This is a genomic window from Rhizobium sp. SL42, assembly GCF_021729845.1.
In the GTDB taxonomy this organism is placed as follows: domain Bacteria; phylum Pseudomonadota; class Alphaproteobacteria; order Rhizobiales; family Rhizobiaceae; genus Allorhizobium.
Genome location: NZ_CP063397.1, coordinates 2,237,742 through 2,261,265, shown reverse-complemented (window position 1 = coordinate 2,261,265; position 23,524 = coordinate 2,237,742). Strand labels below are relative to the sequence as shown.

General features: G+C 60.4%; 21 protein-coding genes and 1 tRNA gene. 11 read left to right on the top strand and 11 right to left on the bottom strand.

Translation table 11 applies throughout. From position 1 onward, the window contains the following. Positions 1–38: 38 nt before the first annotated feature. Positions 39–545, bottom strand: a complete 507-nt coding sequence (locus IM739_RS10680) for a hypothetical protein (protein WP_237371038.1) — start codon at positions 543–545, stop codon at positions 39–41. A gap of 169 nt (positions 546–714) precedes the next feature. Further along, complete coding sequence (locus IM739_RS10675; protein WP_237367779.1) at positions 715–927, bottom strand: alkylphosphonate utilization protein; 213 nt, start codon at positions 925–927, stop codon at positions 715–717. A 251-nt stretch (positions 928–1,178) separates the two neighbouring features. Between IM739_RS10675 and IM739_RS10670 the strand changes: the two genes are divergently transcribed. After that, positions 1,179–1,376 (top strand): hypothetical protein, encoded by a 198-nt coding sequence (locus IM739_RS10670; protein ID WP_237367778.1) that lies wholly within the window; start codon positions 1,179–1,181, stop codon positions 1,374–1,376. 44 nt (positions 1,377–1,420) lie between these two features. On the opposite strand, the gene IM739_RS10665 is transcribed toward IM739_RS10670, so the two are convergent. Then, positions 1,421–2,278 carry a hypothetical protein gene (locus IM739_RS10665; RefSeq protein WP_237367777.1) on the bottom strand — a complete coding sequence of 286 codons (858 nt, stop codon included), beginning with the start codon at positions 2,276–2,278 and terminating at the stop codon, positions 1,421–1,423. 257 nt (positions 2,279–2,535) lie between these two features. On the opposite strand from IM739_RS10665, the gene IM739_RS10660 reads away from it, so the two are divergent. Then, positions 2,536–4,014, top strand: a complete 1,479-nt coding sequence (locus tag IM739_RS10660) for a metal-dependent hydrolase family protein (RefSeq protein WP_237367776.1) — start codon at positions 2,536–2,538, stop codon at positions 4,012–4,014. A 180-nt stretch (positions 4,015–4,194) separates the two neighbouring features. Here IM739_RS10660 and IM739_RS10655 read toward each other — a convergent pair. Next, positions 4,195–4,270 (bottom strand) — tRNA-Thr (locus IM739_RS10655). A gap of 194 nt (positions 4,271–4,464) precedes the next feature. Between IM739_RS10655 and IM739_RS10650 the strand changes: the two genes are divergently transcribed. After that, positions 4,465–5,238, top strand: a complete 774-nt coding sequence (locus IM739_RS10650) for an NAD kinase (protein WP_237367775.1) — start codon at positions 4,465–4,467, stop codon at positions 5,236–5,238. Between the two features lie 23 nt (positions 5,239–5,261). Next, entirely contained in the window at positions 5,262–5,768 is a 507-nt protein-coding gene (locus IM739_RS10645; RefSeq protein ID WP_237367774.1) for a hypothetical protein, read from the top strand. 88 nt (positions 5,769–5,856) lie between these two features. Here the strand turns inward: IM739_RS10645 and IM739_RS10640 are convergent, their stop codons facing one another. After that, positions 5,857–6,510, bottom strand: coding sequence for a TetR/AcrR family transcriptional regulator (locus IM739_RS10640; RefSeq protein WP_237367773.1), 654 nt, complete (start codon positions 6,508–6,510; stop codon positions 5,857–5,859). 169 nt (positions 6,511–6,679) lie between these two features. On the opposite strand from IM739_RS10640, the gene IM739_RS10635 reads away from it, so the two are divergent. Beyond that, a complete protein-coding gene (locus tag IM739_RS10635; RefSeq protein WP_237367772.1) occupies positions 6,680–7,903 on the top strand; it encodes a multidrug effflux MFS transporter in 1,224 nt (407 codons plus the stop codon). Positions 7,904–7,991: 88 nt separating this feature from the next. Here IM739_RS10635 and prfB read toward each other — a convergent pair. The 3 genes from prfB to IM739_RS10620 form a co-directional block, all read right to left on the bottom strand. After that, a protein-coding gene (gene prfB, locus IM739_RS10630; RefSeq protein ID WP_237367771.1) for a peptide chain release factor 2 occupies positions 7,992–9,120 on the bottom strand; the annotation gives its coding sequence in 2 pieces (ribosomal slippage) (positions 7,992–9,050 and positions 9,052–9,120; 1,128 coding nt in all). 124 nt (positions 9,121–9,244) lie between these two features. Next, positions 9,245–11,698: a penicillin-binding protein 1A gene (locus tag IM739_RS10625; RefSeq protein ID WP_237367770.1), complete on the bottom strand. Its 2,454-nt coding sequence runs from the start codon at positions 11,696–11,698 to the stop codon at positions 9,245–9,247. Between the two features lie 239 nt (positions 11,699–11,937). Beyond that, a complete protein-coding gene (locus tag IM739_RS10620) occupies positions 11,938–13,134 on the bottom strand; it encodes an N-acetylmuramoyl-L-alanine amidase (RefSeq protein ID WP_237367769.1) in 1,197 nt (398 codons plus the stop codon). A gap of 745 nt (positions 13,135–13,879) precedes the next feature. Here IM739_RS10620 and IM739_RS10615 point away from each other — a divergent pair. Continuing rightward, entirely contained in the window at positions 13,880–16,810 is a 2,931-nt protein-coding gene (locus IM739_RS10615; RefSeq protein WP_237367768.1) for an Rne/Rng family ribonuclease, read from the top strand. A 79-nt stretch (positions 16,811–16,889) separates the two neighbouring features. Here the strand turns inward: IM739_RS10615 and IM739_RS10610 are convergent, their stop codons facing one another. Both IM739_RS10610 and IM739_RS10605 read right to left on the bottom strand, forming a co-directional pair. After that, positions 16,890–17,447 carry a GNAT family N-acetyltransferase gene (locus tag IM739_RS10610; RefSeq protein ID WP_237367767.1) on the bottom strand — a complete coding sequence of 186 codons (558 nt, stop codon included), beginning with the start codon at positions 17,445–17,447 and terminating at the stop codon, positions 16,890–16,892. 133 nt (positions 17,448–17,580) lie between these two features. Further along, positions 17,581–18,738 carry a pyridoxal phosphate-dependent aminotransferase gene (locus IM739_RS10605; RefSeq protein ID WP_237367766.1) on the bottom strand — a complete coding sequence of 386 codons (1,158 nt, stop codon included), beginning with the start codon at positions 18,736–18,738 and terminating at the stop codon, positions 17,581–17,583. A gap of 193 nt (positions 18,739–18,931) precedes the next feature. Between IM739_RS10605 and IM739_RS10600 the strand changes: the two genes are divergently transcribed. From IM739_RS10600 to aat, 5 genes are all read left to right on the top strand, one after another. Next, entirely contained in the window at positions 18,932–19,693 is a 762-nt protein-coding gene (locus IM739_RS10600) for a DsbA family protein (RefSeq protein WP_237367765.1), read from the top strand. 148 nt (positions 19,694–19,841) lie between these two features. Continuing rightward, positions 19,842–20,279, top strand: coding sequence for a type II 3-dehydroquinate dehydratase (gene aroQ, locus IM739_RS10595; protein ID WP_007599278.1), 438 nt, complete (start codon positions 19,842–19,844; stop codon positions 20,277–20,279). 21 nt (positions 20,280–20,300) lie between these two features. Then, positions 20,301–20,765 carry an acetyl-CoA carboxylase biotin carboxyl carrier protein gene (gene accB, locus IM739_RS10590; RefSeq protein WP_237367764.1) on the top strand — a complete coding sequence of 155 codons (465 nt, stop codon included), beginning with the start codon at positions 20,301–20,303 and terminating at the stop codon, positions 20,763–20,765. Positions 20,766–20,769: 4 nt separating this feature from the next. Continuing rightward, positions 20,770–22,119, top strand: a complete 1,350-nt coding sequence (accC, locus tag IM739_RS10585) for an acetyl-CoA carboxylase biotin carboxylase subunit (RefSeq protein WP_237367763.1) — start codon at positions 20,770–20,772, stop codon at positions 22,117–22,119. A 7-nt stretch (positions 22,120–22,126) separates the two neighbouring features. Further along, the gene (aat, locus tag IM739_RS10580) at positions 22,127–22,741 is read left to right on the top strand and encodes a leucyl/phenylalanyl-tRNA--protein transferase (protein WP_237367762.1); all 615 of its coding nucleotides are present in this window, start codon (positions 22,127–22,129) and stop codon (positions 22,739–22,741) included. Positions 22,742–22,815: 74 nt separating this feature from the next. On the opposite strand, the gene IM739_RS10575 is transcribed toward aat, so the two are convergent. Further along, the gene (locus IM739_RS10575) at positions 22,816–23,493 is read right to left on the bottom strand and encodes a hypothetical protein (RefSeq protein ID WP_230171254.1); all 678 of its coding nucleotides are present in this window, start codon (positions 23,491–23,493) and stop codon (positions 22,816–22,818) included. Between the last annotated feature and the right edge of the window lie 31 nt (positions 23,494–23,524).

Genomic DNA, 23,524 nt, shown 5'->3' with positions numbered 1-23,524 from the left:
CGGCCCCGGCCATCCTTGGCCGCGCGACGAAGCGACGCTCAGAACCGCGACCGCAACCCTGCCGCCAATCCTGGGCGAAAGCGGATCGTCGCCAGATAACCAAGACCGAGAAATGCGACCAGCACCAGCCCTTGCGCAATGGCAAAGGGCGGCTCCGAGCCGTTGGGCGCCAGGGCGTTCAGCGTCGGCACCTTGAGGAAGGCCTGCACGACGAGAACGAAGGTGTTGAGATAGAGCGAGACCACCGAACAGATGACGAAGGCCGGCCGCCAGTAACCGGACAGGCGCCCGCGATAGAGCGCATAGACGGCGACGATCAGAAATACCGAGGTGATGATGCCAACGCCGATGGCCGGCGTGAACACAGTGTAGGGAAAGAGAAATCCGGTCACCACCGTCGCAATCGTGGTGCCGAGGAACAACGCCGTCCAGCCGGGACGCAGTTCCGACCTGAGCCAGCCCTGCAGCGCGACGAAGCCCGCCGCGATGCCGATCAAACTGAGAAAAACGTGAAAGAACGTAAAAGGCGCCATACCGAAGACCATCATCAAGCTCCATCGCAAGATTGCCGCTGCTGCATTACGCACGCAATCTTGACGATTGTCTATTGCAGGACTTCACCTTCATCCGCGCAGCGGCATCGTACACGCTTCACGGCTGCGTTCAGGCCTTGCTGAAGGTCATACCTCCCTGAAGATCGGGCCTTCCTAAAGATCAGGCCTTCTTGAGAAACTCGGTGCGCAGCACCAGGCCCCTGATCTTGGCATGGCGGCATTCGACTTCGTCTTCATTGTCGGTCAGGTGAATGCCCTTGATCATCGTGCCGCGCTTCAGCGTATCGGACGTGCCCTTGACCTTGAGATCCTTGATCAGCGTGACGTTATCACCCTCATTGAGAACCGTTCCATTTGAATCGCGGACTTCCATCAGCCTTGCTCCTGTACGAGAAAGCCGGGCTCTAGCATGCCGGTTTGCGCGACGTATATGACAATCGTCAAGGGATTGGCCGGTGACGATCTGAAGCGCAGGCTGTACTCGTGCCGGCGCGATTGCGGTCGCCACGCCCTGTCAAATTTCATTCAAAGATTTATGGTTAACATTTGGTCAACCGAATGCGGCGTAGACAGGGAACCGGGTGCGGCATGTCGTCGTTTCTGCAAGACCCTGGAGGATACATCATGCTGGCATTGCTCACCTCATTGCGCATCGTCGAACGCGCCGTCGCCACGACCGGCCCGGACACCGGAACCTATGCCGATGGTGCGGCGCGGCCGGCGGTGATCGAGTTGCAGGCCCAGGGGCGCAGCCAGAAAGCGTTTGCCCGCGACTATGGCGCCAATCGCCAGATTGCCCCAGAATTCATCGGCTACGCCTGATCCGTCGACCCATGACAGCCGCCACGTGGTGACAGCGTGGGGGCTTAAAACTGCATTGAGAAGCCGATCAGCGGACCGTGCTGGGTCACATCCCACTTGAACTTGTTGCTGCCGGTGAAATCGTCCGTCTCGAAATCCTGCGAGGTGACCCGGTAGCCGAGGCGCAATACTGTCGGATGGTCGAGGACATAGGTACGGTAGCCCAAGAAGGCCTGGGCGCTGTAGGCGATCTTCGACCCGATATCGAAACCGCCGATGTCGGCCTCCGTCCAGACGTTCCAGCGCTCGTCGAGATCCGCGTTCAATCTGACGCCGACAAAGGGATCGGTCCAGTTCGCCTGCTTGGTCGTCGTCAGGCCGAGGGCCTGGACGCTTGCCTCCAGCTTCGTCCAGCGCAGACCAACCGTCGGCTCGATGGCAAGAACGCGGGGCGCGTTGAACACCGTCCGGCCGCCAAGGTCGAGTTCGTAGGCGCGATAGAATGCGCCAACCGCCAGCGTCGTCGTGGTTATGCCGATTGCCAGCTCGTTCGAGAGCAGTTCCTCCTCCTGGCTCGTCTCGGCATACTGGCCGTCGAAGTAGAAACCGAATCGCCCATTGGTGACTTCGACATTGCCCATGATCGCCAGATCGAGGTGTTTCAGCGTCTCGGAGAACGGTACATCGACATGCGTATCGAAACCGGCCAGCGAGGCATCGCCATCCAGCGACAAAGCCCAGACATAGGGACTGACGATCAGTTTCCAGTCTCCGGGCAGAACCGAGGCTTTGTCCGCTTCGCCGGCGGTACCGGCAGTATTCTCCTGCGCTCCAGCCTGCTGCCCGAATACAAGCAGGGCCGCACCGAAGACGAGCACACGGGATAAGTTGCCACCGGACCCAAGCACGCGACACTTGAACACGAACCCCATCTCCCGCCGACATCAGGGCCCGCACGGATGCGCAGCCGATCTGGTTGATATTAGCCACGATCCTGATTGATAACTCGAAAAAATCAATCGCACGGACAACAGAATACAGATGCGAATAACCATCCATTTTTGACAATGTTCAGAATAGAGCGACAAATATATTCGGTCATTTATTTCATTGAAGGCGAATTGAAACTTGATATCATGCCGCAATATCGGATTTGTTCATTTTCCATAGAGGTATCGACATGCCTGTACGCTTTGGGCGCAAATACAGAAAGCTGATCGAACCCGATACCTGCAAATGCTGCGACCCAAGTCTGCAGGCCCTTACAAACCGGATGAACGCTGATCTGTCACGACGCGGCTTCTTCGTGGGCGCCGGCGCGGTCTTTGCCGCGGCCGGGCTGTCGAGCATTTCCGGCCCTGCCAAGGCCCAGACAAGCCAGACGGCTCAATCCCCGGGCATTCTGTTCGAGAATGTGCGCATCTTCGACGGGGTATCGGCGAGCTTGTCGGCGCCATCCAGCGTGCTTGTCGTCGGCAATACGATCAAGACGATCGCAAGCGCCGACATACCGGTGCCTGCCGATATCGCGATCACCCGGATTGCCGGTGGCGGTCGAACCCTGATGCCCGGACTGATCGATGCCCATACCCACATCATGTTCGCCTCGGTTCCGCAGATTGCGATCCTGACATCCGATATCGGCTTCATCAACGTCGCGGCGGTCAAGGAAGCCAATGACACACTGATGCGCGGCTTCACGTCGATCCGCGATATGGGCGGACCGTCGTTCGGCCTCAAACGCGGCATTGACGCCGGACTGGCCACGGGACCACGCATCTGGCCGTCAGGCGCCTTCATATCCCAGACCGGCGGGCACGGCGATTTCCGCCTGCCGAACGAATTGCCCGCGCCGCCCGGCGACTTTTCGTTCAGCGAAAGGACCGGGGCTGCGGCCATTGCCGACGACCCTTCCGTCGTCCGGAAGCGCGCACGCGAACAACTGGCGCTCGGTGCATCGCAGATCAAGCTGATGGCCGGCGGCGGCGTCTCATCTTCCTATGACCCGCTCGACGTGACCCAATTCACGCTGGAGGAGATGCAGGCAGGCGTCATCGCGGCGGAAAACTGGGGCACCTATGCAACGGTGCATGCCTACACGCCGAAAGCGGTGCAGCAGGCCATCAATGCCGGTGTGCGCTGTATCGAACACGGCAACCTGTTGGATGATGCGACCGTCGCACTGATGGCGGAAAAAGGCCTATGGTGGTGCCTGCAACCTTTCCTCGACGATCAGGATGCGACGCCGTTTCCGGAAGGGTCCGCCAACAGGAAAAAGCAGATCGAAATGTTCAGCGGCACGGACAATGCCTATGAACTTGCGAAGAAATACAAGATCAAGACGGGATGGGGCAGCGATACGCTTTTCGACGCCAAGGTGGCAAGTCGCCAGGGCGCGCAGCTGGCCAAGCTGACCCGCTGGTACAAGCCCGCCGAGGTCCTCAAAATGGCGACCGCCGACAATGGCGAACTGCTGGCCCTGTCAGGGCTGCGCAGCCCGTACGAGGGTAAACTCGGCGTCGTTCAGGAAGGTGCGCTCGCCGACCTGCTGCTGGTCGATGGCGACCCACTCGACAATATCAGCTTGATCGAGGATCCGGCGCAAAACTTCGTCATCATCGTCAAGGATGGCAGGATCCACAAGAACACGATCGGCTAGATCGACAGCCGGCAGATCTCAGCCGAGCCGTCAACGCGATTGCGGTTGACATGCGGGCTCTGGGAAGAAGATGCGGCCAGGAAAACGCCGCATATGCGGCTCTCAGCGTGCGCGAATGAATTCGTCCATGCTTGCAAAAGCACATGGAACCAAACATCCAGCCACGCTGAAGTGAAAAAGTGGTGCCCCCGACAAGGTTCGAACTCGTGACCCCCTGATTACAAATCAGGTGCTCTACCAACTGAGCTACAAGGGCAGTGAGGCCGTCAATAAGGGCAAAATGATTTGCCGTAAAGCAAAAAATTGCAGGATGGTTAGAAGAATTGGTTAGCGGGCGGGATTGCCGGGCCAACGTCAAAAGCCAGTCGGGAGAACCGTTTGACAGCGCAAATGGCTTGTCGTTCCAATGCTTTGTCATGTACCACTGGCGCCTGATTAAAAGGGTCTGCCATGTCTCGATCGTTCCGGTCACTGTCGTTCATCGCCTCCAATACGGATGAAGCGCAGGCTTCGCGCGACGAACTGATTCGCATCTATGGCCATGTCGCACCAACCGAAGCTGATGTCATCGTGGCGCTCGGCGGAGACGGCTTCATGCTGCAGACGCTGCATGACACGATGAACAGCGGCAAGATGATCTACGGGATGAACCGCGGCTCGGTCGGTTTCCTGATGAATGACTTTTCCACAGAACGGCTGCATGAGCGCATCGCGCAGGCGGTGGAGAATGATTTCCACCCGCTGCAGATGACCACCAGCAATGCCGACGGCTCGATTTCCTATGCATTGGCCATCAACGAGGTCTCGCTGTTCAGACAATCCTACCAGGCGGCCAAGCTTCGCGTCGTGATCGATGGCCAGGTTCGACTTGAGGAACTGATCTGCGATGGACTGATGGTGGCGACCCCGGTCGGGTCGACGGCCTACAATCTCTCGGCCCATGGGCCGATCCTGCCGCTGGAGGCGCCGCTCCTTGCGCTGACGCCGGTCAGCGCCTTCCGGCCCAGGCGCTGGCGCGGCGCGCTTTTGCCAAACAAGGCAAAGGTGGTGCTGGAAGTGCTGGAGCCGGAAAAGCGGCCGGTGAATGCGGTTGCCGATCACACCGAGGTCAAGTCCGTGCTCAGGGTGGAAGTGGAACAGTCGGAGGACACCACGGCTCACATCCTGTCGGATCCCGATCGCTCCTGGTCGGACAGAATTCTCGCCGAACAGTTTGCCAATTGATGGTGCCGATTTATGGTGGTCGTATGAAAGTCTCTGTGTTCGCCCAAAGCTGCGTGCTTGCGCTGTTGCTGTCCGCATCGCTTACGGCACCCGCGCAGGCAGACGACATCGGCCAGTTGCCGGTAACGGCGACATTCGTGGTCAGCGGTGGCTTCTGGATTACCGGACCTCAAGGGGCAGCGGTTGCAGAAGCAGACGCGGACAATGCGTCCAGCGCTGAGGGCGCGCGCGGCTATTACAAGCTTGTGGCGATCCGCCAACCCGATCGCACTGCAAAGATTTATCTGCAGACGATTGCTGCGGAAGAGGCCGGCCCGCGGCTGGTACAGAGCGTCGAACTGGAAGAATTCACCGCCCTTCGTCCCTATGTAACCGGCATCATGCCAGAGAGCATGACCGGCGTCGGCGAGGAACCGGGCTTTATGGCTACCGTCTACCTGAAGACCAGCCCGCAGGCCGACAGGGCCGAAGAATGGACTGTCCTGATCGATGACCTGGGCGATATCCGCGTCGAACGCGCCAGCAACTGATCCGGCTCCTTCCACGGCAAAAGACCGCGCCCGACAATCAATGGGCAGCAATCAACGGATAGCAATCAGCCTGTGCGATAGCCTTGGGCTATCGGCGCCTGGCGAAGGCGCGCAGGAAGGTCCTGACGGCATTGCGCGCCAGGCCATCCAGCTCGGTCTCCGGGATCGGAATGCCCAATTGCAGGTCTGAGCGCACATCAGACATGATCAGCGCCATGAACTGGCGGGCAGCAAGCGACGGGTCCTCCACATCCAGATATCCGGCATGGGCCAGCTGGGCAAAACGGGCCGCCATCGCGGGGTGCTTGCGGCCCGGCCCGTATTCGCGCCATGAGGTGAACAGTTCGGGATGACGCCCGCCCTCCAGCGACAGCAGGCGCAGAAGCCAGCGACCATTGGGCTCGCAGACTGCAACGCGCAGCAGGCGCGCGGCGAACCCGACCAGATCATCCTCCAGATGGGTCGGCTGGTCGGGAAAGGTCTCCAGCACCGAGAAGAAGCCGGCACTGGACCGCTGCGTCACCTCGGCGACCACAGCCTTGAAGACTTTTTCCTTGTCGCCGATCTGGTTGTAGACCGTCTGGCGAGACACATCGGCCCGCACCGCAATCGCGTCGATGCTGGCGCTCTGATATCCGCTTTCGGAAAAAATCGCCGCGGCCGCATCGATGATGGCATCGCGCTTGGTGCGTGGGCCGCTTTCCGGTGCGGACAGGTTCGGGGCATGCGTTCTTGTATCCATGGCTTAGCATAGAGGCGCTTGACAGATTGGACAATTGTGTCCAATATTTTTTACATAGCGTTCCGACATATTCGCGGACGGCGCTACGTCCTGCTCAACACCATACCCCTTTCCGTTTATGATCCTCCCCCGACGCTCCCTGACCGGGTGACGCAAAGGCTATTTCCTGATGTCTGAAAAAACAACTGCTTCGCTGCCGATCGTGCTCGGTCTCCTGACCGCAGTCGGCCTCTTTGCCATCGACATGTACCTGCCCTCGCTGCCGGAAATCGGCAAAGCGCTAAATGCCGACGACAGCGCCGTGCAGGCCAGCCTGATTTCCTTCTTCGTCGCCATGGGCCTGTCGCAGCTGATCTACGGACCCGTGTCCGACATGATCGGCCGCAAGAAGCCACTCTATTTCGGGCTGGCACTGTTTGCTCTCGCCGGTGTCGGCTGCGCGCTTGCGCCGAGCATCGAATGGCTGATTGCCTTCCGCGCCCTGCAGGGCGTCGGCGCCTGCGCCGGTGCCGTGCTGTGTCGGGCCATCGTGCGCGACCTGCTGACCGGGGTCGCCGCCGCACATCTGATGTCGCGGCTTATGCTGGTGTTCAGCGTCTCGCCGATCCTCGCCCCGCTTGCCGGCAGCCTGGTGACGACGGTCGGAAGCTGGCGGGCGATCTTCTGGGTGATGGTCGCAGCGGCCGGTCTCGGCATCGTGCTGGTGGCGACGCTCCTGCCCGAAACACGCTCAGCGGAGGCACGTAGCCAGAGCAGCTTCAAAAGCGCGATTGCCAGCTACGGGACGCTTTTGCGCGACCCGCACTATCTCGGGCTGGTATTCATCGCCTCCTTCGGCATGTCGAGCTACATGATCTATGTCGCCAACTCGTCCTTCGTGCTGATCGACCACTACGGCCTGTCGCCCAGGCTCTACAGCGTGGTCTTCTCGATGAACGCGATCTCGTTCATCGGCGCCTCGCAGATGAACGGCCGGCTGTCGCGGCGGTTTGGGCTCAAACGCTTGATCCGGACGGCGGTTGCCGGCTTCGCGCTGGCCTCGCTGACCTTGTTTGCGCTGTTCCAGCTGGGCCTCGGCAGCCTGCCACTGATGTGCGTCCTGCTGTTCGTCGCCTATGGCTTCCTCGGCATGGTCATCCCAACCTCCGCCGTCCTGGCACTCGACGGTCACGGCAAGATCGCCGGCACGGCCTCTGCCCTGATGGGCACGCTGCAATTCGTCACGGCATCAAGCGTGATCGGGATTGCCACCGTCTTCGCCGACGGCACGGCGCTGCCGATGGTCACCACGGTCGCCGCTTGCGCCGTGGCGGTGCTTCTGCTTGCAACATTTACGCTGCGGGAAAAGCCGGCGCCAGCGCCAGCGCCTGAGGCAATTAGCGAATATCCTTAGCGATTTGCTGCAAGCCAAAAAAAAGAGCGGCGGGGTGAAGACCCCGCCGCTCTTTTTGTTTGACCCGGTGACCTTCCAGTCAAGCCGATCAGTCGATATCGGAGACCGCATCCGCCTTGCCGCTGATGCGGTGGGCGAGCGCTGCTTCCATGAATTCGTTCAGGCCACCATTCAGGACATAGTCCGGATCCGTGCTTTCAACGCCGGTGCGCAGGTCCTTGACCAGCTGGTAGGGCTGCAGGACGTAGGACCGAATCTGGTGACCCCAGCCGATATCCGTCTTCGAAGCGGCTTCGACATTGGCCGCATCTTCGCGCTTCTTCAACTCGGCTTCGTACATGCGGGCACGCAGCATGTCCCAGGCCTTGGCCTTGTTCTTGTGCTGAGAGCGTTCCTGCTGGCACTGCACGACGATACCGGTCGGGATATGCGTGATGCGCACGGCCGAGTCGGTGGTGTTGACGTGCTGGCCGCCGGCGCCGGACGAACGATAGGTGTCGATACGGCAGTCGCTTTCATTGATGTCGATCTGGATCGAATCATCGACAACCGGATAGACCCAAACGCTCGAGAACGAGGTGTGGCGGCGGGCATTCGAATCGTAGGGCGAGATGCGCACCAGGCGATGCACACCCGATTCGGTCTTCATCCAGCCATAGGCGTTGTGGCCCTTGATATGTACCGTCGCCGACTTGATGCCGGCTTCTTCGCCGTCATGCACTTCGAGAACCTCGACCTTGAAGCCCTGCTTTTCGGCCCAGCGGATATACATGCGCAACAGCATGTTGGCCCAGTCCTGCGACTCGGTGCCGCCGGCGCCGGAATGCACTTCGATATAGGTGTCGTTGCTGTCGGCTTCGCCAGACAGCATGGCCTCGACCTGACGGCGCGCGGCTTCGGTCTTGAGCAGCTTCAGCTGGTCCTCGGCATCCTTGACGATGCTTTCGTCGCCCTCTTCCTCGCCCATTTCGATCAGCTCGATATTGTCTTTCATCTGCTGTTCGAAACGTCGGACGCCATTGATGCTGTCCTCCAGCTGCTGGCGCTCGCGCATCAGCTTCTGGGCTTCCTGGGCATCGTTCCAGAGGTTTGGATCCTCCGACTTGTTGTTCAACCAGTCCAGTCGTCTTACCGCCTGATCCCAGTCAAAGATGCCTCCTCAGCAGGCTTATGGCCTGCTTGATTTCGTCGACTACATTCTCGATTTCATTACGCATAGATGTGGTTCTCAACCTCGAAAGAAACGGCTCCGATGGGGAACGGGTGGAAAAACGTGGCCCTCGAATAGTTGCGCCCGGCCTTCCTGTAAAGAGCCGGGCGCAAGCATCCAGGGACAATGGGTCAGAACAGGCCGCCGGATCCGGACGTCACGGCCTGGTTTGCCTGCGGCGAAGCCTTGAGGATTTCTTCCGGCGGCGCGTAACCGTCCATACCGATGACGGACAGGGTGTCGGCCGGGCCGGTGCCGGGCTTGAAGGCTTCCATGATCGTGTCCGGCTCGCCTTCCATCGCAAACATGCCAGTCGTGCGGTTGACGGCGATGATGCTCATGCCCTCGGGAACGAGGAACTTGCCCGCCGGCTTGCCGGCAACGGCGGCCTGCATGAAATCATTGAAGATCGGCGCTGCCAGCGATCCGCCGGTCGAGCCGCGTCCGAGCGGTGCCGGCGTATCGAAGCCGATGAACACGCCGGCAACGAGGTCAGGCGTATAGCCGACGAACCAGGCGTCCTTTTCATCGTTCGATGTGCCGGTCTTGCCGGCAACCGGACGGTCGAGCTTGATCTTGCCGGCAGCCGTGCCACGGGTGACGACGCCCTCAAGCATCGAGGTGATCTGATAGGCGGTCATCGGATCGAGAACCTGCTCGCGGTTGTCGACGATATTGGGCTCTTGCTGGCCGCCGAAGCTATCGGCGTTGCAGCCCTCGCAAATGCGATCCTCGTGCCGGAAAATCGTCTTGCCGTGGCGGTCCTGAATACGGTCGATGAGGGTCGGCTTGATCTGCTTGCCGCCATTGGCAAACACGGCATAGGCCGAGACCATACGCAGCACGGTCGTCTCCCCCGAACCGAGAGACATGGCCAGAACCGGGTTCATCTTGTCGTAGACACCGAAACGCTCGGCATATTCGGCGACTAGGTTCATGCCCATGTCATTGGCAAGACGAACGGTCATCAGGTTACGCGACTTTTCGATGCCCATGCGCAGGGTCTGCGGGCCGGCGGAGCCACCGCCGTAGTTCTGCGGGCGCCAGACCTGGCCGCCCGAGACGAATTCGATCGGCGCATCGAGGATGACCGAGGCCGGCGTGTAACCGGTATCAAGGGCTGCAGCGTAGACGAACGGCTTGAAGGACGAACCGGGCTGGCGCATCGCCTGGGTGGCGCGGTTGAATTCGGACTGCGCATAGGAGAAGCCGCCAACCAGAGCCAGGACACGGCCGGTATGCGGATCCATGGCGACCAAGCCACCCTGCACCTTGGGTGGCTGGCGCAGGCGATAGCGATTGCTTTCACCTGCGACCGGCTCGACGTAAACGACATCGCCAACCGACAGCACACCCTGCGGCGACTTTGCCGACTTGCGGTCCGCCGAGGCCGAGCGGTAGGCCCATTCCATATCGTCCGGTTCGATGCGGCCGCGGGTCCGCTCCGCAACGACCTTGCCGCCGCCTTCCTTGGCGGGCTGCAGGCCGATGTCGACGCCATCTGTAGATGAATCGAGCACAATCGCGATTTTCCACTCGGGAACGTCCGCAAGCCCTGGGACATCCGCCAGAGGCACGCCCCAATCACCTTCGACCGGGATCTGCTTGATCGGACCGCGGAAACCGCGACGCTGGTCGTAGGTCAGAAGCGCCGACTGCAGGGCCTTGCGCGCCTGGATCTGCATTTCCGGATCAAGCGATGTACGGATCGACAGGCCGCCTTCGTAGAGCGACTTGTCGCCGAACCGCTCGATGATCTGGCGGCGCACTTCCTCGGAGAAATAGTCGGATGCGAACAGCGACGAACCGGAGCGGCGCAGATTGACGCCGAGCGGCTGCTTCTTCGCCTCGTCGCCTTCCTCGCGGGTCACGAAACCATTTTCGACCATGCGGTCGATCACCCAGTTGCGGCGCTCGATGGCCGCATCCGCACGGCGGAAGGGATGATAGTTGTTCGGTCCCTTGGGCAGCGCTGCGAGATAAGCCGTCTCGGCGATGGTCAGTTCGGTGACCGACTTGTCGAAATAGGTAAGCGCGGCGCCGGCAATGCCATAGGCATTGAGGCCGAAGAAGATCTCGTTGAGATAGAGCTCAAGGATCTTGTCCTTGGAATAGGCCTGCTCGATGCGGAACGACAGAATGGCTTCCTTGATCTTGCGGTCCATCGTCTGGTCGGACGAGAGAAGGAAGTTCTTGGCGACCTGCTGGGTGATCGTCGACGCGCCCACCGGACGGCGCCCGGAGCCGAAGTTCTGCAGATTGACCAGAATGGCGCGGCCGAGACCATAGATATCGACGCCCGGATGATTGTAGAAATTCTTGTCTTCCGCCGACAGAAAAGCCGCCTTGACCCGGTCCGGGATTGCCTGGATCGGCAGGAAGAGGCGCCGTTCGCGGGCGTATTCCGCCATCAGCGCGCCGTTGCCGGCATGAATGCGTGTCGTCACAGGCGGTGCGTAGCTTGCCAGAACCTCATAGTTTGGAAGGTCCTTGGTCATCCCGTTCAGATAGATGGCAACGCCGCCGGCCACAATAAGGGCCAGCACGGATGCCAATCCGAAGAGATATCCAATCAGTCTGATCATGTTTTCGCTACCGGCTTTTGCTTCGGGTTCAGCGCGCCGCGAAAAGCTTCGCACACCCCGTGGCGTTTTGCACGTCGAGCGATGCTTGGCAAGACATGCGAGGCTCCTGCGCGGGCCGGACGATTCGCAGATCGGTCCAGGCGCGCGTATTCGATTTCGAGTAACGGCGGGAATGTGAGGAAAATAGGGCCGTTAGCGAGACTTTGTCATGGCCTGCACCGCCGTCCACAGCCAGCTCCTCACCCGCCGTTGGCCAGAACAGGCGCCCGATAGCGCCGGATCGCCTCGACCATCAGCCCGGCGACCTTGTCGCGCCAGGCCGGATCGAGCAACAGTTTCTCGTCTTCCTTGTTGGACAGGAAACCGAGTTCCAACAGGATCGAAGGCACATCATGGGCCTGAAGCACGCGGAAGCCGGCATAACGGTGCGGATTGTTGATCAGGCCGATCTGACCTTCAAAGGAGCCGACAACCGCCTGAGCCATGGAAATCGAAAAGGCCTGCGTCTCGCGGCGGGTAAGATCGAGCAGGATGTCGGTGACTTCGGACGGTTCGTCCGAATGGGCGACACCACCAATGGCATCGGAGAAGTTCTCGCGCTCGGCCAGCTGTGCCGCCATGTGGTCGGATGCCTTGTCGGAGATCGTGTATACGGTCGCACCACGGATATCGCCCTGGCGCAGGGTGTCCGCATGCAGCGAGATCAACAGATCCGCGCCTTTCTGACGGGCCAGCACGACACGCTGGGACAAAGACAGAAACTGATCGCCGTCACGCGTCATCACGGGATGGATGCCCGGCTCTTTCTGCAGCTTCTCCAGCAAGATCCGGGCAAAGGCGAGCGTGATGTCCTTTTCCGGCGTCTTGGTAGTCGCACCCGCCGCGCCGGCATCGATCCCGCCATGGCCGGCATCGATGGCGATGACATATTCGTCCGCAACCGACCCTATGGCTGCAACCTCGTCCGCAACGATCGCGGTCGGCTGCGTCTGAGAATCCCAGGCCTGCTCCTTGACCAGGCGGTCAAAATCCTGCTGCGGGATCAACTCGGCATCAAGCACGAGGCGAAACCCCTTGCCGTCCTCATTGGCGAGGACCTCGGCAGACACCAGCTTGGCAGGACGCTGGGCCGTGAGAACAAGGCGCGCGGAACTTGCATCCATGGAGCCGTAGCGGATGTCGCGAAACAGGCCGGTGGCCTTCAGGTCACTTTCGTCAAACGCAAAGGCCGTTGCCGGCAAGTCAACAACAATGCGATCGGGATTGGCGATGTAGCGGGCTTCGAACGTGGGGCGGGTATCGAAATCGAGCACGACACGGGTGCGGGCATCGTCTCCGGCAACACGCGCGGCATAGGCGACCATCAGCGCGGACGGCGCCTGCGCGGAAACGGCGGCTGCCGGTTGCACCCCTGCCCCGAATGCGGCGCCGAACATCAAAACGAAGCCCGCGATTCGTCCGAAACGCGCGGCACTCTCCGCAGCTAAATGCACAAATGCTGAAATCAAGCCTGCTCCCCAGGTTGGCGGCCGCCGGGAGTGACGTCCGTCACAGAGGCGCGATCGCTTCTTTTTACGCTGACCACAACCCGCAACCCTCCATTCATGATGAATTCACGACACAAAATACGAATAAAAGGCCACTTTCGAACGGGAATCGCAGTACGCGAGCGAATTGATCTAATTGACTGCCATTATGGCATAAATCCGTTTGCTCTTGCTATTGTGACACAGAAAACATACAAGTCACGTGAGGGAAAAAGTGCAAACGGGATAGAAATTCCGCCACGGCTGCCAACCTCTGACAATGGAATTGGCGCCTGTTTAGCCGGACGTTCATCTGCCGTCTCCGCATTTGTTCCTGAAACTGGTTTAACAACGCCGGCACGGCCGGCAAACATCGGTGGCTCCCCACCAAAGGCTCTTGAATGAGCATCCATCGGATCCCGAGGGGTCCATATCATTGTCGTTGACGTACGGTTTTTGATGTTTTTGCAACAGGTTGACATAACCACGAACGGACCGGGATCGACAGATTACCCGATGCCCGTTCGGATGTTGCAGACCCGGTCCTCCGTGCGTACACATTCATATCCGGCGCACAGTCCGCTTGGTTCCAGCCGCTTCCCAGTTCAGCGCGCGGATGGACCACCGACCGAGGGCGCCGAGGAGCACAGCTTAAATGGCAGACAAAATGCTTATCGACGCGTCTCACGAAGAAGAGACGCGGGTTGTCGTCGTACGCGGTAACCGCATTGAAGAATTCGATTTCGAATCCCAGCACAAGAAACAAATTCGCGGCAACATCTATCTGGCAAAAGTAACCAGGGTCGAGCCTTCGCTGCAGGCCGCCTTTGTCGATTACGGCGGCAACCGCCATGGCTTCCTCGCCTTTGCCGAAATCCATCCCGACTACTACCAGATCCCGCTTGCTGATCGCCAGGCTCTGCTTCGTGCCGAAGCCGAAGAGCATCGCAAGGAAAACGATGTCGAGGGCGACGAGCCTGTGAGCGCCGACCCGGCGTATCAGGACCAGCCCGACATCGGCATCCCCTCCAACGAAGAGCTTGCCGCGACCGAAGTGGCTGTCGAGACAGTCGAACAGGTTGCCGAAGTCGCCGTTGAAACCACGGACGCCGAGGTTGCGGAAGAGGCACCGAAGGCCAAGCCGAAGCGTGCGCGCAAGCCACGCGCCAAGAAGGCCGCTGCCGGCGAAGAGACCGCGACATCGGACGAGGCAACCGGAGATGACGACGCCTCGGGCGGCACGATCGCCGCCATGGTCGAAATGGATGAAATCTCCGAAGACGCCGGTCGTCGTCGCGGCCGCGATGACGACGATGATGATGACGACGATCACATCGAGGAAAAGGAAGAGATCGAATCCGTCGGCGCCGAAGACGCGATGGAAGAAGTTCCGGACCGCGTCCAACGCAAGCCGCGCAAGCTGTATCGCATCCAGGAAGTGATCAAGCGCCGGCAGATCCTGCTGGTGCAGGTTGCCAAGGAAGAACGCGGCAACAAAGGCGCGGCGCTGACCACCTATCTGTCGCTCGCCGGCCGCTACTCGGTCCTGATGCCGAACACCGCACGCGGTGGCGGCATTTCGCGCAAGATCACCAACCCTGCTGACCGCAAGCGCCTGAAGGAAATCGCACGCGGTCTCGAAGTGCCGCAGGGCATGGGCGTGATCCTGCGCACCGCCGGCGCCAACCGCACCAAGGTCGAGATCAAGCGCGATTTCGAATATCTGATGCGCCTGTGGGAAAACGTTCGTACGCTGACGCTCGCCTCGACCGCACCTTGCCTGGTCTACGAGGAAGGTTCGCTGATCAAGCGCTCGATCCGCGACCTTTATAACAAGGACATCAGCGAAATCGTCGTGTCCGGCGAGGAAGGCTATCGCGAAGCGAAAGACTTCATGAAGATGCTGATGCCGAGCCACGCCAAGGTGGTTCAGCCTTACCGCGACCTGCATCCGATCTTTGCGCGCTCGGGCATCGAAGCCCAGCTCGACCGCATGCTGCAGCCGCAGGTGACGCTGAAGTCCGGCGGCTACATCATCATCAACCAGACCGAAGCGCTGGTCTCGATCGACGTCAACTCGGGTCGCTCGACCCGCGAATATTCGATCGAAGACACCGCGCTGCAGACCAATCTGGAAGCGGCAGAAGAAGTCGCACGCCAGCTGCGCCTGCGCGACCTTGCCGGCCTGATCGTCATCGACTTCATCGACATGGAAGAAAAGCGGAACAACCGCTCCGTCGAAAAGAAGCTGAAGGATTGCCTGAAAAACGACCGCGCCCGTATTCAGGTCGGCCGGATCTCGCATTTCGGCCTGCTTGAAATGTCGCGCCAGCGTATTCGTGCTTCGGTGCTGGAATCGACGACCCAGGTCTGCCCGCACTGCCAGGGCACCGGCCTGATCCGCTCGCAGTCGTCGGTTGCCCTGCACGTCCTGCGCGGCATCGAGGAATTCCTGCTGAAGAGCACGACCCACGACATCATCGTGCATTCGACGCCGGAAACAGCGCTTTACCTGCTGAACCAGAAGCGTGGCACGATCGTCGATTACGAACAGCGCTTCGGCGTCTCGATCGTCGTCGAAGCCGATCATGCCGACCACAGCGGTTCGCAGCACTTCACCATCGAACGTGGCGAAGCCGTGCCGAACCCGGTCAAGATCGAAAGCCTGATGTCGCTCCTGCCGGAACCGGAAGAAGACGAATACGTTCCGGAGCCCGAGGACGAGGATGACGAAGAGCTGGTGGCAGCACCGGTTGCCGCCGCAGCCGCTCCACAGGCCGACGCTTCGGCCAATGGCGACGAACAGGGCAATCGCAAGCGCAAGCGCCGTCGTCGCCGTCGCGGCAAGAATGGCCAGAATGGCGAGACCACAGGCACCCAGGCTTCCGGCATGGAAGACGATGGTGACGAGGACGAAGGTGACGAGGGTGACGACGATGCCGTCGAAGGCACCAACGAAGCCGTAGCCGGCGATGTCGACGCCAATGGCGACGACGCCCAGAAGCGCAAGCGCCGCCGTCGCGGCAAGCGCGGTGGCCGTCGCAACCGTCCGGGCGAAGAAGGCTCGCTCGAGGCTGGTGATGACAATGGCGAAGACGGTGACGACGCCGAAGAGACCGACGGTGTGAGCGTAACCGCTGAGGAAGCGGCTGACGAACGCGTCGTCGAAATCTCTCCGTCGATGGCAGCCGTCGATGCGACGGAAGTGACCCCTGCGGCCCCTGCCCCGAAAGCGCGCCGGACCCGCAAGGCGAAGGTGGCTGCCGAGACGGTCGAACCGGCTATCGCTGAAGCCGTTCCGGCGGCTGTGGTTGCCGAGCCGGTTGCTGCCGAAGTCGTGGCGCCGGCTGTTGCCGAGGTCGTTGAACCCGCCGCTGCACCGATCGTAGCGCCGGCTGAGACCCCGGTTGCCGAGGTGACCGTCGAGGAAGCCGTGGTCGAGGACAGCAAGCCGACCCGCGCCAACCGTGAATCGAATGTCACGTCTTCCGAGCCGGTCGTCACGTCGGTAAACTCTTCCGACGAGACCGGAGAAGCCACCAAGCCCAAGAAGGGCGGCTGGTGGCAGAAGCGCGGCTTCTTCTGAGCCGCAGCTGAAATCGAGACTGAAAAAGGCCCCAAACGGGGCCTTTTTTCTTGTCTGGGTGGCAGGTTGTGTGCGTGCCTCAGGCCGGACGGAAGCGCTGCATGACCAGCGTCGGCTTTTCCATGAAACTCGCATCGTGGCTGCGGACATAGCCGCATTTTTCGGCAACGCGGACCGATCCCTCATGCGACGGATCGAAGATGGCAACGGTGCGTTCGGTCAGAAAGTTGGCATCGGCCCAGCCATGCGCCGCCTTGACGACTTCGGTCGCCAGCCCCTTGCCATGGGCGCTTGACACCAGCGCCCAGCCGGCTTCCGGGACATGGCCCAGCGGCGGGGTGATTTCCCGCTGATAATCGGCAAAACCGGTGTCGCCCAGATATTCGCCGGTCTGGCGATCCTCGACTGCCCAATAGCCAAAGCCGACCGCTTGCCAATGACCGATGTAGCGCAGCAGTCTTGACCAGGTTTCAGACGGTGCGAATGGCCGGCCGAGAATGAAGCGTACAACGGCCTCCTCCGCCCACATGGCTGCCATCGCCGGGAAGTCCTCGACCCGATGTGCGCGCATGCGCGTCCGTTCGGTCAGAATTTCCGGTGGCGACTGCAAGGGCCGAGCGACTAGATTCTGAAACAACAGTCTGCTCCTTTCCGCGAGGATGGCTTACTGCAAGTCGCCCTCAGGTATCGATTCAACACATTGGTAAACTGATTCCGCAAACGGACCGAAGTCCCTGATGCGGAATCTTTTTCGCTCATTACCTTAATGATCAACGCAGCCATGCGGCGAGGCGGTCGGTCGCCTCGACCATCTCCGCCATGGTGCCCGCATAAGACAGCCGCAGCGCCAGATGCCCATCGACCGGATCGAAATCCATGCCCGGCGTCGCGGCGACATCGATCTCGGCCAGCATGCGTTTTGCAAAGGCCATGCTGTCATTGGTGTAGCGGGTCGCATCGACATAGGCATAGAAGGCGCCGTCCATGGGTGAAAGCAGCGGCAGGCCGAGTTCCGGCAGGCGTCGCATGAGGAAGTCACGGTTGGCGCGGCAGCTTTGCTTGTAGTGCTCCAGCTCTTCGGTGGCGCCCAAGGCGGCGATCGCGGCAATCTGCGACAGCTCGGGCGCGGAAATGTAGAGGCTCTGGGCAACACATTCGATCGGCCGGACGAGTTCCTCCGGCAGCACCATCCAGCCGATGCGCCAGCCGGTCATGCAATAGTATTTGGAGAAGGAATTGATCACCACGGCCTGCTTGCCGATGGTGAGGGCTGATGCCTCTTCGGCGTCATAGGTCAGGCCATGATAGATCTCGTCTGAAATCAGCGCGATGTCGTGTCCCTCGCAATAGTCGTAGACCGCCTTGAGTTGGGCCGCGGACGTCACCGTTCCGGTCGGATTGGCGGGGCTTGCCAGCAGCACGCCTTTCAGGCGGACACCGGCGGCAGACTGGGCCTGCTCCAGACTTTCGGGCGTCAAGGTATAGCCGGTCTCGGCGCTGACCGGCACTTCGATGACAATCAGCCCCAGGGCCGACAGGATGCTGCGATAGGCGGGATAGCCGGGACGGGCAATGGCGACCGCATCGCCGACATCGAAGAGCGACAGGAAGGCAAGGTTGAAGCCGGCGGAAGACCCCGTGGTGATCATGATGCGGCCGGCATCGACATCAATACCGTGGCGATCGCGATAGTCATCGGCCAGACCCTGGCGCAGTGCGGCAAGCCCCAGGGCATCCGTGTAGCCAATTCGACCCGCGACCAGGGCTGTCTGGGCCGCCGCCAGCGCGGCCTTGGGCGCAGGATGGCCGGGCTGGCCGACCGCCATCGAGATGACCGGCTGGCCCGCCTGGCGACGCCTTGTCGCCTCCGCGAGGATATCCATGGCGTGAAAAGGCTCGACTGCGCTGCGTTTGGAAATGGAAAGCACGGAATGGACGCTCCTGTCATCGAATGCGCCTGACATTTGCCGCAAAGCTGCGGCCTTCACAATGGCGAGAGGGAGAAAGCGGCGGCGATTTTGCGATTTCGCTTGCCTGAGGCAAAGGTTAGGTTACCGATGCCCACCGCTCGATATCGCCCTGGCCGATTGCCGGCTGGCAGAATGCAAGACGAGGAAAGACATGGCTCTGAATTTCAAGACGATCGCCGCCACGGCACTGGTTCTCCTTCCGGCCATCCTGCCAAACCCCGCGAGCGCGCTCGACGACACGCAGAAAAAGGAAATCGGCGCGTTCGTCCGCGAGTATCTGATCGAAAATCCGGAGATCATGCTGGACGTGCAGGATGCACTGCAGAAGAAGCAGGAAGAGGCGCGGCTGAAAAAGGCTTCCTCAGCCGTTGCCGACCACAAGGATGCGCTCTTCTCTTCGGAACATGACATCGCCATCGGCAATCCGAAGGGCGACGTGACGCTGGTCGAGTTCTTCGACTACAATTGCGGCTATTGCCGCCGGGCGCATGACGACATGAGCGCACTGCTGGAGAAGGACAAGAACATCCGCTTCGTTTTGAAGGAGTTCCCGATCCTCGGCCCTGAATCGATTGCGGCGCACAAGGTTTCCGACGCGGTGCGCAAGCTTTCGCCGGAAAAATATCCGGACTTCTTCCACGCGATGATGACATCGGACGGCCGCGCTTCGGAAGAGAGCGCCATTGCGATCGCCGTCGGTCTCGGCCTGACAGAAGAGGCCCTGCGCGCGAAGATGAAGGACAGCCCGAACGATGCTTCGGTGCAGGAGGCCTATCAGCTGGCAACCAGTCTCGGCATTACCGGAACGCCGTCCTATATCCTTGGAAACGAGGCCGTTTTCGGCGCCGTCGGCTCCGAGGCGCTGGAAGCGAAGGTCGCCAACGTGCGCGCCTGCGGCAAGGCGACCTGCTGAGGCCGCAAGCCCTCGGCCCGGGGACAACCGTTCCTGCCTTAACCCTAGTGGCATTTTCCGGGGAAGGTCCTTCGCTATTGTGGCAAAGGGCTTTCCCTGCAGGGCCGCGCGGTCTATAGGAGGCGGTTGAAAACCGACGGAACTGTAGATGACAAAGACCATTTTTGTTCTGAATGGCCCCAACCTGAATGCCCTCGGCAAGCGGGAACCGGGGATCTATGGCGGCAAGACGCTCGCCGACATTGAGGCGGACTGCAAGGCAGCCGGCCTGGAACTCGGGCTTGAGGTGGATTTCCGCCAGTCGAACCATGAAGGCGTCTTGATCGACTGGCTGCACGAAGCCGGCGAAAAGGCCGCCGGCGTGGCCTTCAATGCAGGTGCTTATACGCATACGTCCGTCGGCCTGCATGACGCGATCCGCGCCATCCCGGTGCCGGTGATCGAAGTGCATATCTCGAACGTGCATGCACGCGAGGAATTCCGCCACAAATCGATGATAGCGCCCGCCGTCAAAGGGGTTATCTGCGGTTTTGGCCCCTTAAGTTACATCCTGGCGCTGCAGGCGCTGAAAAACATCACGCAATAACAAGAATACAGGACATCATCCATGGCTGAGAAGAAATCGGGTATCGATCAGGCGCTGATCCGTGATCTGGCGAACATCCTCAACGAAACGGATCTGACCGAGATTGAAGTCGAGCAGGACGACCTGCGCATCCGCGTTTCGCGCAACGGCACGCAGGTCATGATGCCGCAGATACAGTCCTACGCACCGGCCGCGCCGGTTGCCGCCGCTCCTGCAATCGCTGCAGCACCGATTGCCGCCGCACGGGACCTGTCCAAGGCCCTGACCGCACCGATGGTCGGAACCGTCTACCTTTCGCCGGCTCCGGGCGCCCGCGCTTTCGTTGAAGTTGGCGCGACCGTCAAGGAAGGCCAGACCCTCCTGATCATCGAAGCGATGAAGACGATGAACCAGATCCCGGCCCCGCGCTCGGGCAAGGTCGTCGAAATCCTGATCGAAGACGGCAGCCCGGTAGAGTACGGCGAGCCGCTCGTCGTCATCGAGTAAGCCGATGACCGCTATTTCAAAGATCCTCATCGCCAATCGCGGCGAAATCGCGCTGCGCGTGCTGCGCGCCTGCAAGGAACTCGGCATCGCCACCGTTGCCGTGCATTCCACCGCTGACGCGAATGCCATGCATGTGCGCCTGGCAGATGAAAGCGTGTGCATCGGGCCGCCGCCATCGCGCGACAGCTATCTCAACATCCACCAGATCGTCGCGGCCTGCGAAATCACCGGCGCCGACGCCGTGCATCCGGGCTATGGCTTCCTGTCGGAAAACGCCAAGTTCGCCGATATCCTCGACGCGCATGGCATCACCTTCATCGGACCGACGGCGGAGCATATCCGCCTGATGGGCGACAAGATCACGGCGAAGAAGACCGCAGTCGAACTCGGCATTCCGGTCGTTCCCGGCTCCGCCGGCGAGGTCCTGCCGGAAAACGCGCTGGAAATCGCCCGCGAAATTGGCTTCCCGGTGCTGATCAAGGCGACCGCCGGCGGCGGTGGCCGCGGCATGAAGGTGGCGAAATCCGAGGAAGACCTGGAAGAAGCCGTCTCGACGGCCCGTTCCGAGGCGCTCGCCGCTTTCGGCAACGACGCCGTCTACATGGAAAAGTATCTCGGCAAGCCACGCCATATCGAAGTGCAGATCGTCGGCGACGGCGCCGGCAATGCGATCCATCTGGGTGAACGTGACTGCTCGCTTCAGCGCCGCCACCAGAAGGTCTGGGAAGAAGCAAATTCCCCGGCCCTCAACGTCGAACAGCGCATGAATATCGGCCAGATCTGCGCCGATGCGATGAAGAAGATGAAGTACCGGGGCGCCGGCACGATCGAGTTCCTCTACGAGAACGGCGAGTTCTATTTCATCGAAATGAACACCCGCCTGCAGGTGGAACATCCGATCACCGAAGCCATTACCGGCATCGACCTGGTGCATGAGCAGATCCGGGTTGCCTCCGGCGCCGGCCTCTCGGTCACGCAGGACGAGATCGTCTTTTCGGGCCATGCGATCGAATGCCGCATCAATGCCGAGGATCCGCGCACCTTCGTGCCGTCGCCCGGCACGATCACGCATTTCCACGCGCCGGGCGGTCTTGGCGTTCGCGTCGACAGTGGCGCCTATGCCGGCTACAAGATCCCGCCGTACTACGACAGCCTGATCGGCAAGCTGATCGTGCATGGGCGCACGCGCGTCGAATGCATGATGCGCCTGCGCCGCGTGCTCGACGAGTTCGTCGTCGACGGCATCAAGACGACATTGCCGCTGTTCCAGGACCTCGTGTCCAATCAGGACATCGCCAATGGCGACTACGACATCCACTGGCTGGAGAAATATCTGGCCGAAACATCGGCCTGATAGACATATGGCTGGGCGGCGCAGCAGGGACCAAGGGATAACACCGGAGCTCCTGCTGCGCGCCTATTCGATCGGGCTCTTCCCGATGTCGGACTCGGCCGACGATCCCGAACTGTTCTGGGTCGAACCCGAGATCCGGGGGATCATTCCCCTCGATGATTTCCACGTTTCCAAAAGTCTCGCCAAGGCGATCCGCCGAAAGCCGTTCGACATCCGCTTCGACACGGTGTTCGATACGGTGGTGGAAAAATGTGCCGAAGAGGCGGACGACCGCCCAAGCACCTGGATCAACCAGCAAATTCGCGAACTCTATGGCGCCCTGCACAGGCTCGGCCATGCGCACAGCGTCGAAGCCTTCGAGGACGACGAACTGGTCGGCGGGCTTTACGGGGTTTCGCTGGGATCGGCCTTTTTCGGCGAGAGCATGTTTTCCAGGCGCACCAATGCGTCGAAGATTTGTCTCGTGGCACTGGTGGAGCGGCTGAGAGAACGCGGGTTCACGCTGCTCGATACGCAGTTCACGACGGAGCATCTGAAGACGTTCGGGGCGGTGGATATTCCGAAGGCGGAATATGGGGCGTTGCTGGAGCGGGCGATGGAGGGTGGGACGGTTGGGTTTTGAGGGGTCAGATCAAGACAAGACTTCACGAATAGAGGCTGCAGAGGGTGTCGGAAAACTCGTACCCGACGACACTATCAACCTACCCAGTTCAATACCGGCCTACAGATTTCTTCAATCAGCGCTACGGCTCTATCCACGTCAGTTCCGATTCTATTTTTCTTTTCAAGCTCACCAACTCCTTCCCAGATATCCGCTATCAGTTCCTCAGTCAGCGCTCTATCAATTTGGTCATGATCAGTAGCCCATTTTACCAAGAGTGAGGACGATACCCTCACCCTGTGAAGGGCTTCTTGCAAAAGTAAAAAAGCTTCTTCAGCTTTCGGCCCAAAATGAGCGTGACATGTAGTTCGTCTCGCAAAGAATGCGCTTATAAACTCGTTCTCGGTATTCAATCGCTCTGTCGGAACATAGTAGGTATCACGAAGTCGCTTTATCTGCTCTTCTTCACCTCCTTGTTGAACGCGAGTACTCCCCTCGTCTCCGAAGGCCGCACCATTCCGGACATACTTCAGGAGCGACCTAAACCGGTAAGCATCGGCTAGAAATTGTTCCGCGATATCGAACCGACGTTTGAAAACCGCCTGCTGTTTATCGTACTCGAATTTTTGGCGTGCCAGCACTTGGTCTGACTCTATTTTTTCACGGTGAAGGCCAATTGTGGTCGATCGCGCTACGAGCATACCAATGACCGTGATTACCCCGGAAACACCAGCGGCAACTACCGCCGGGCCGATCAAAGCCCCAAATTCCATCTTTCACCTCAGCGTTCTATAAATTAGCCAT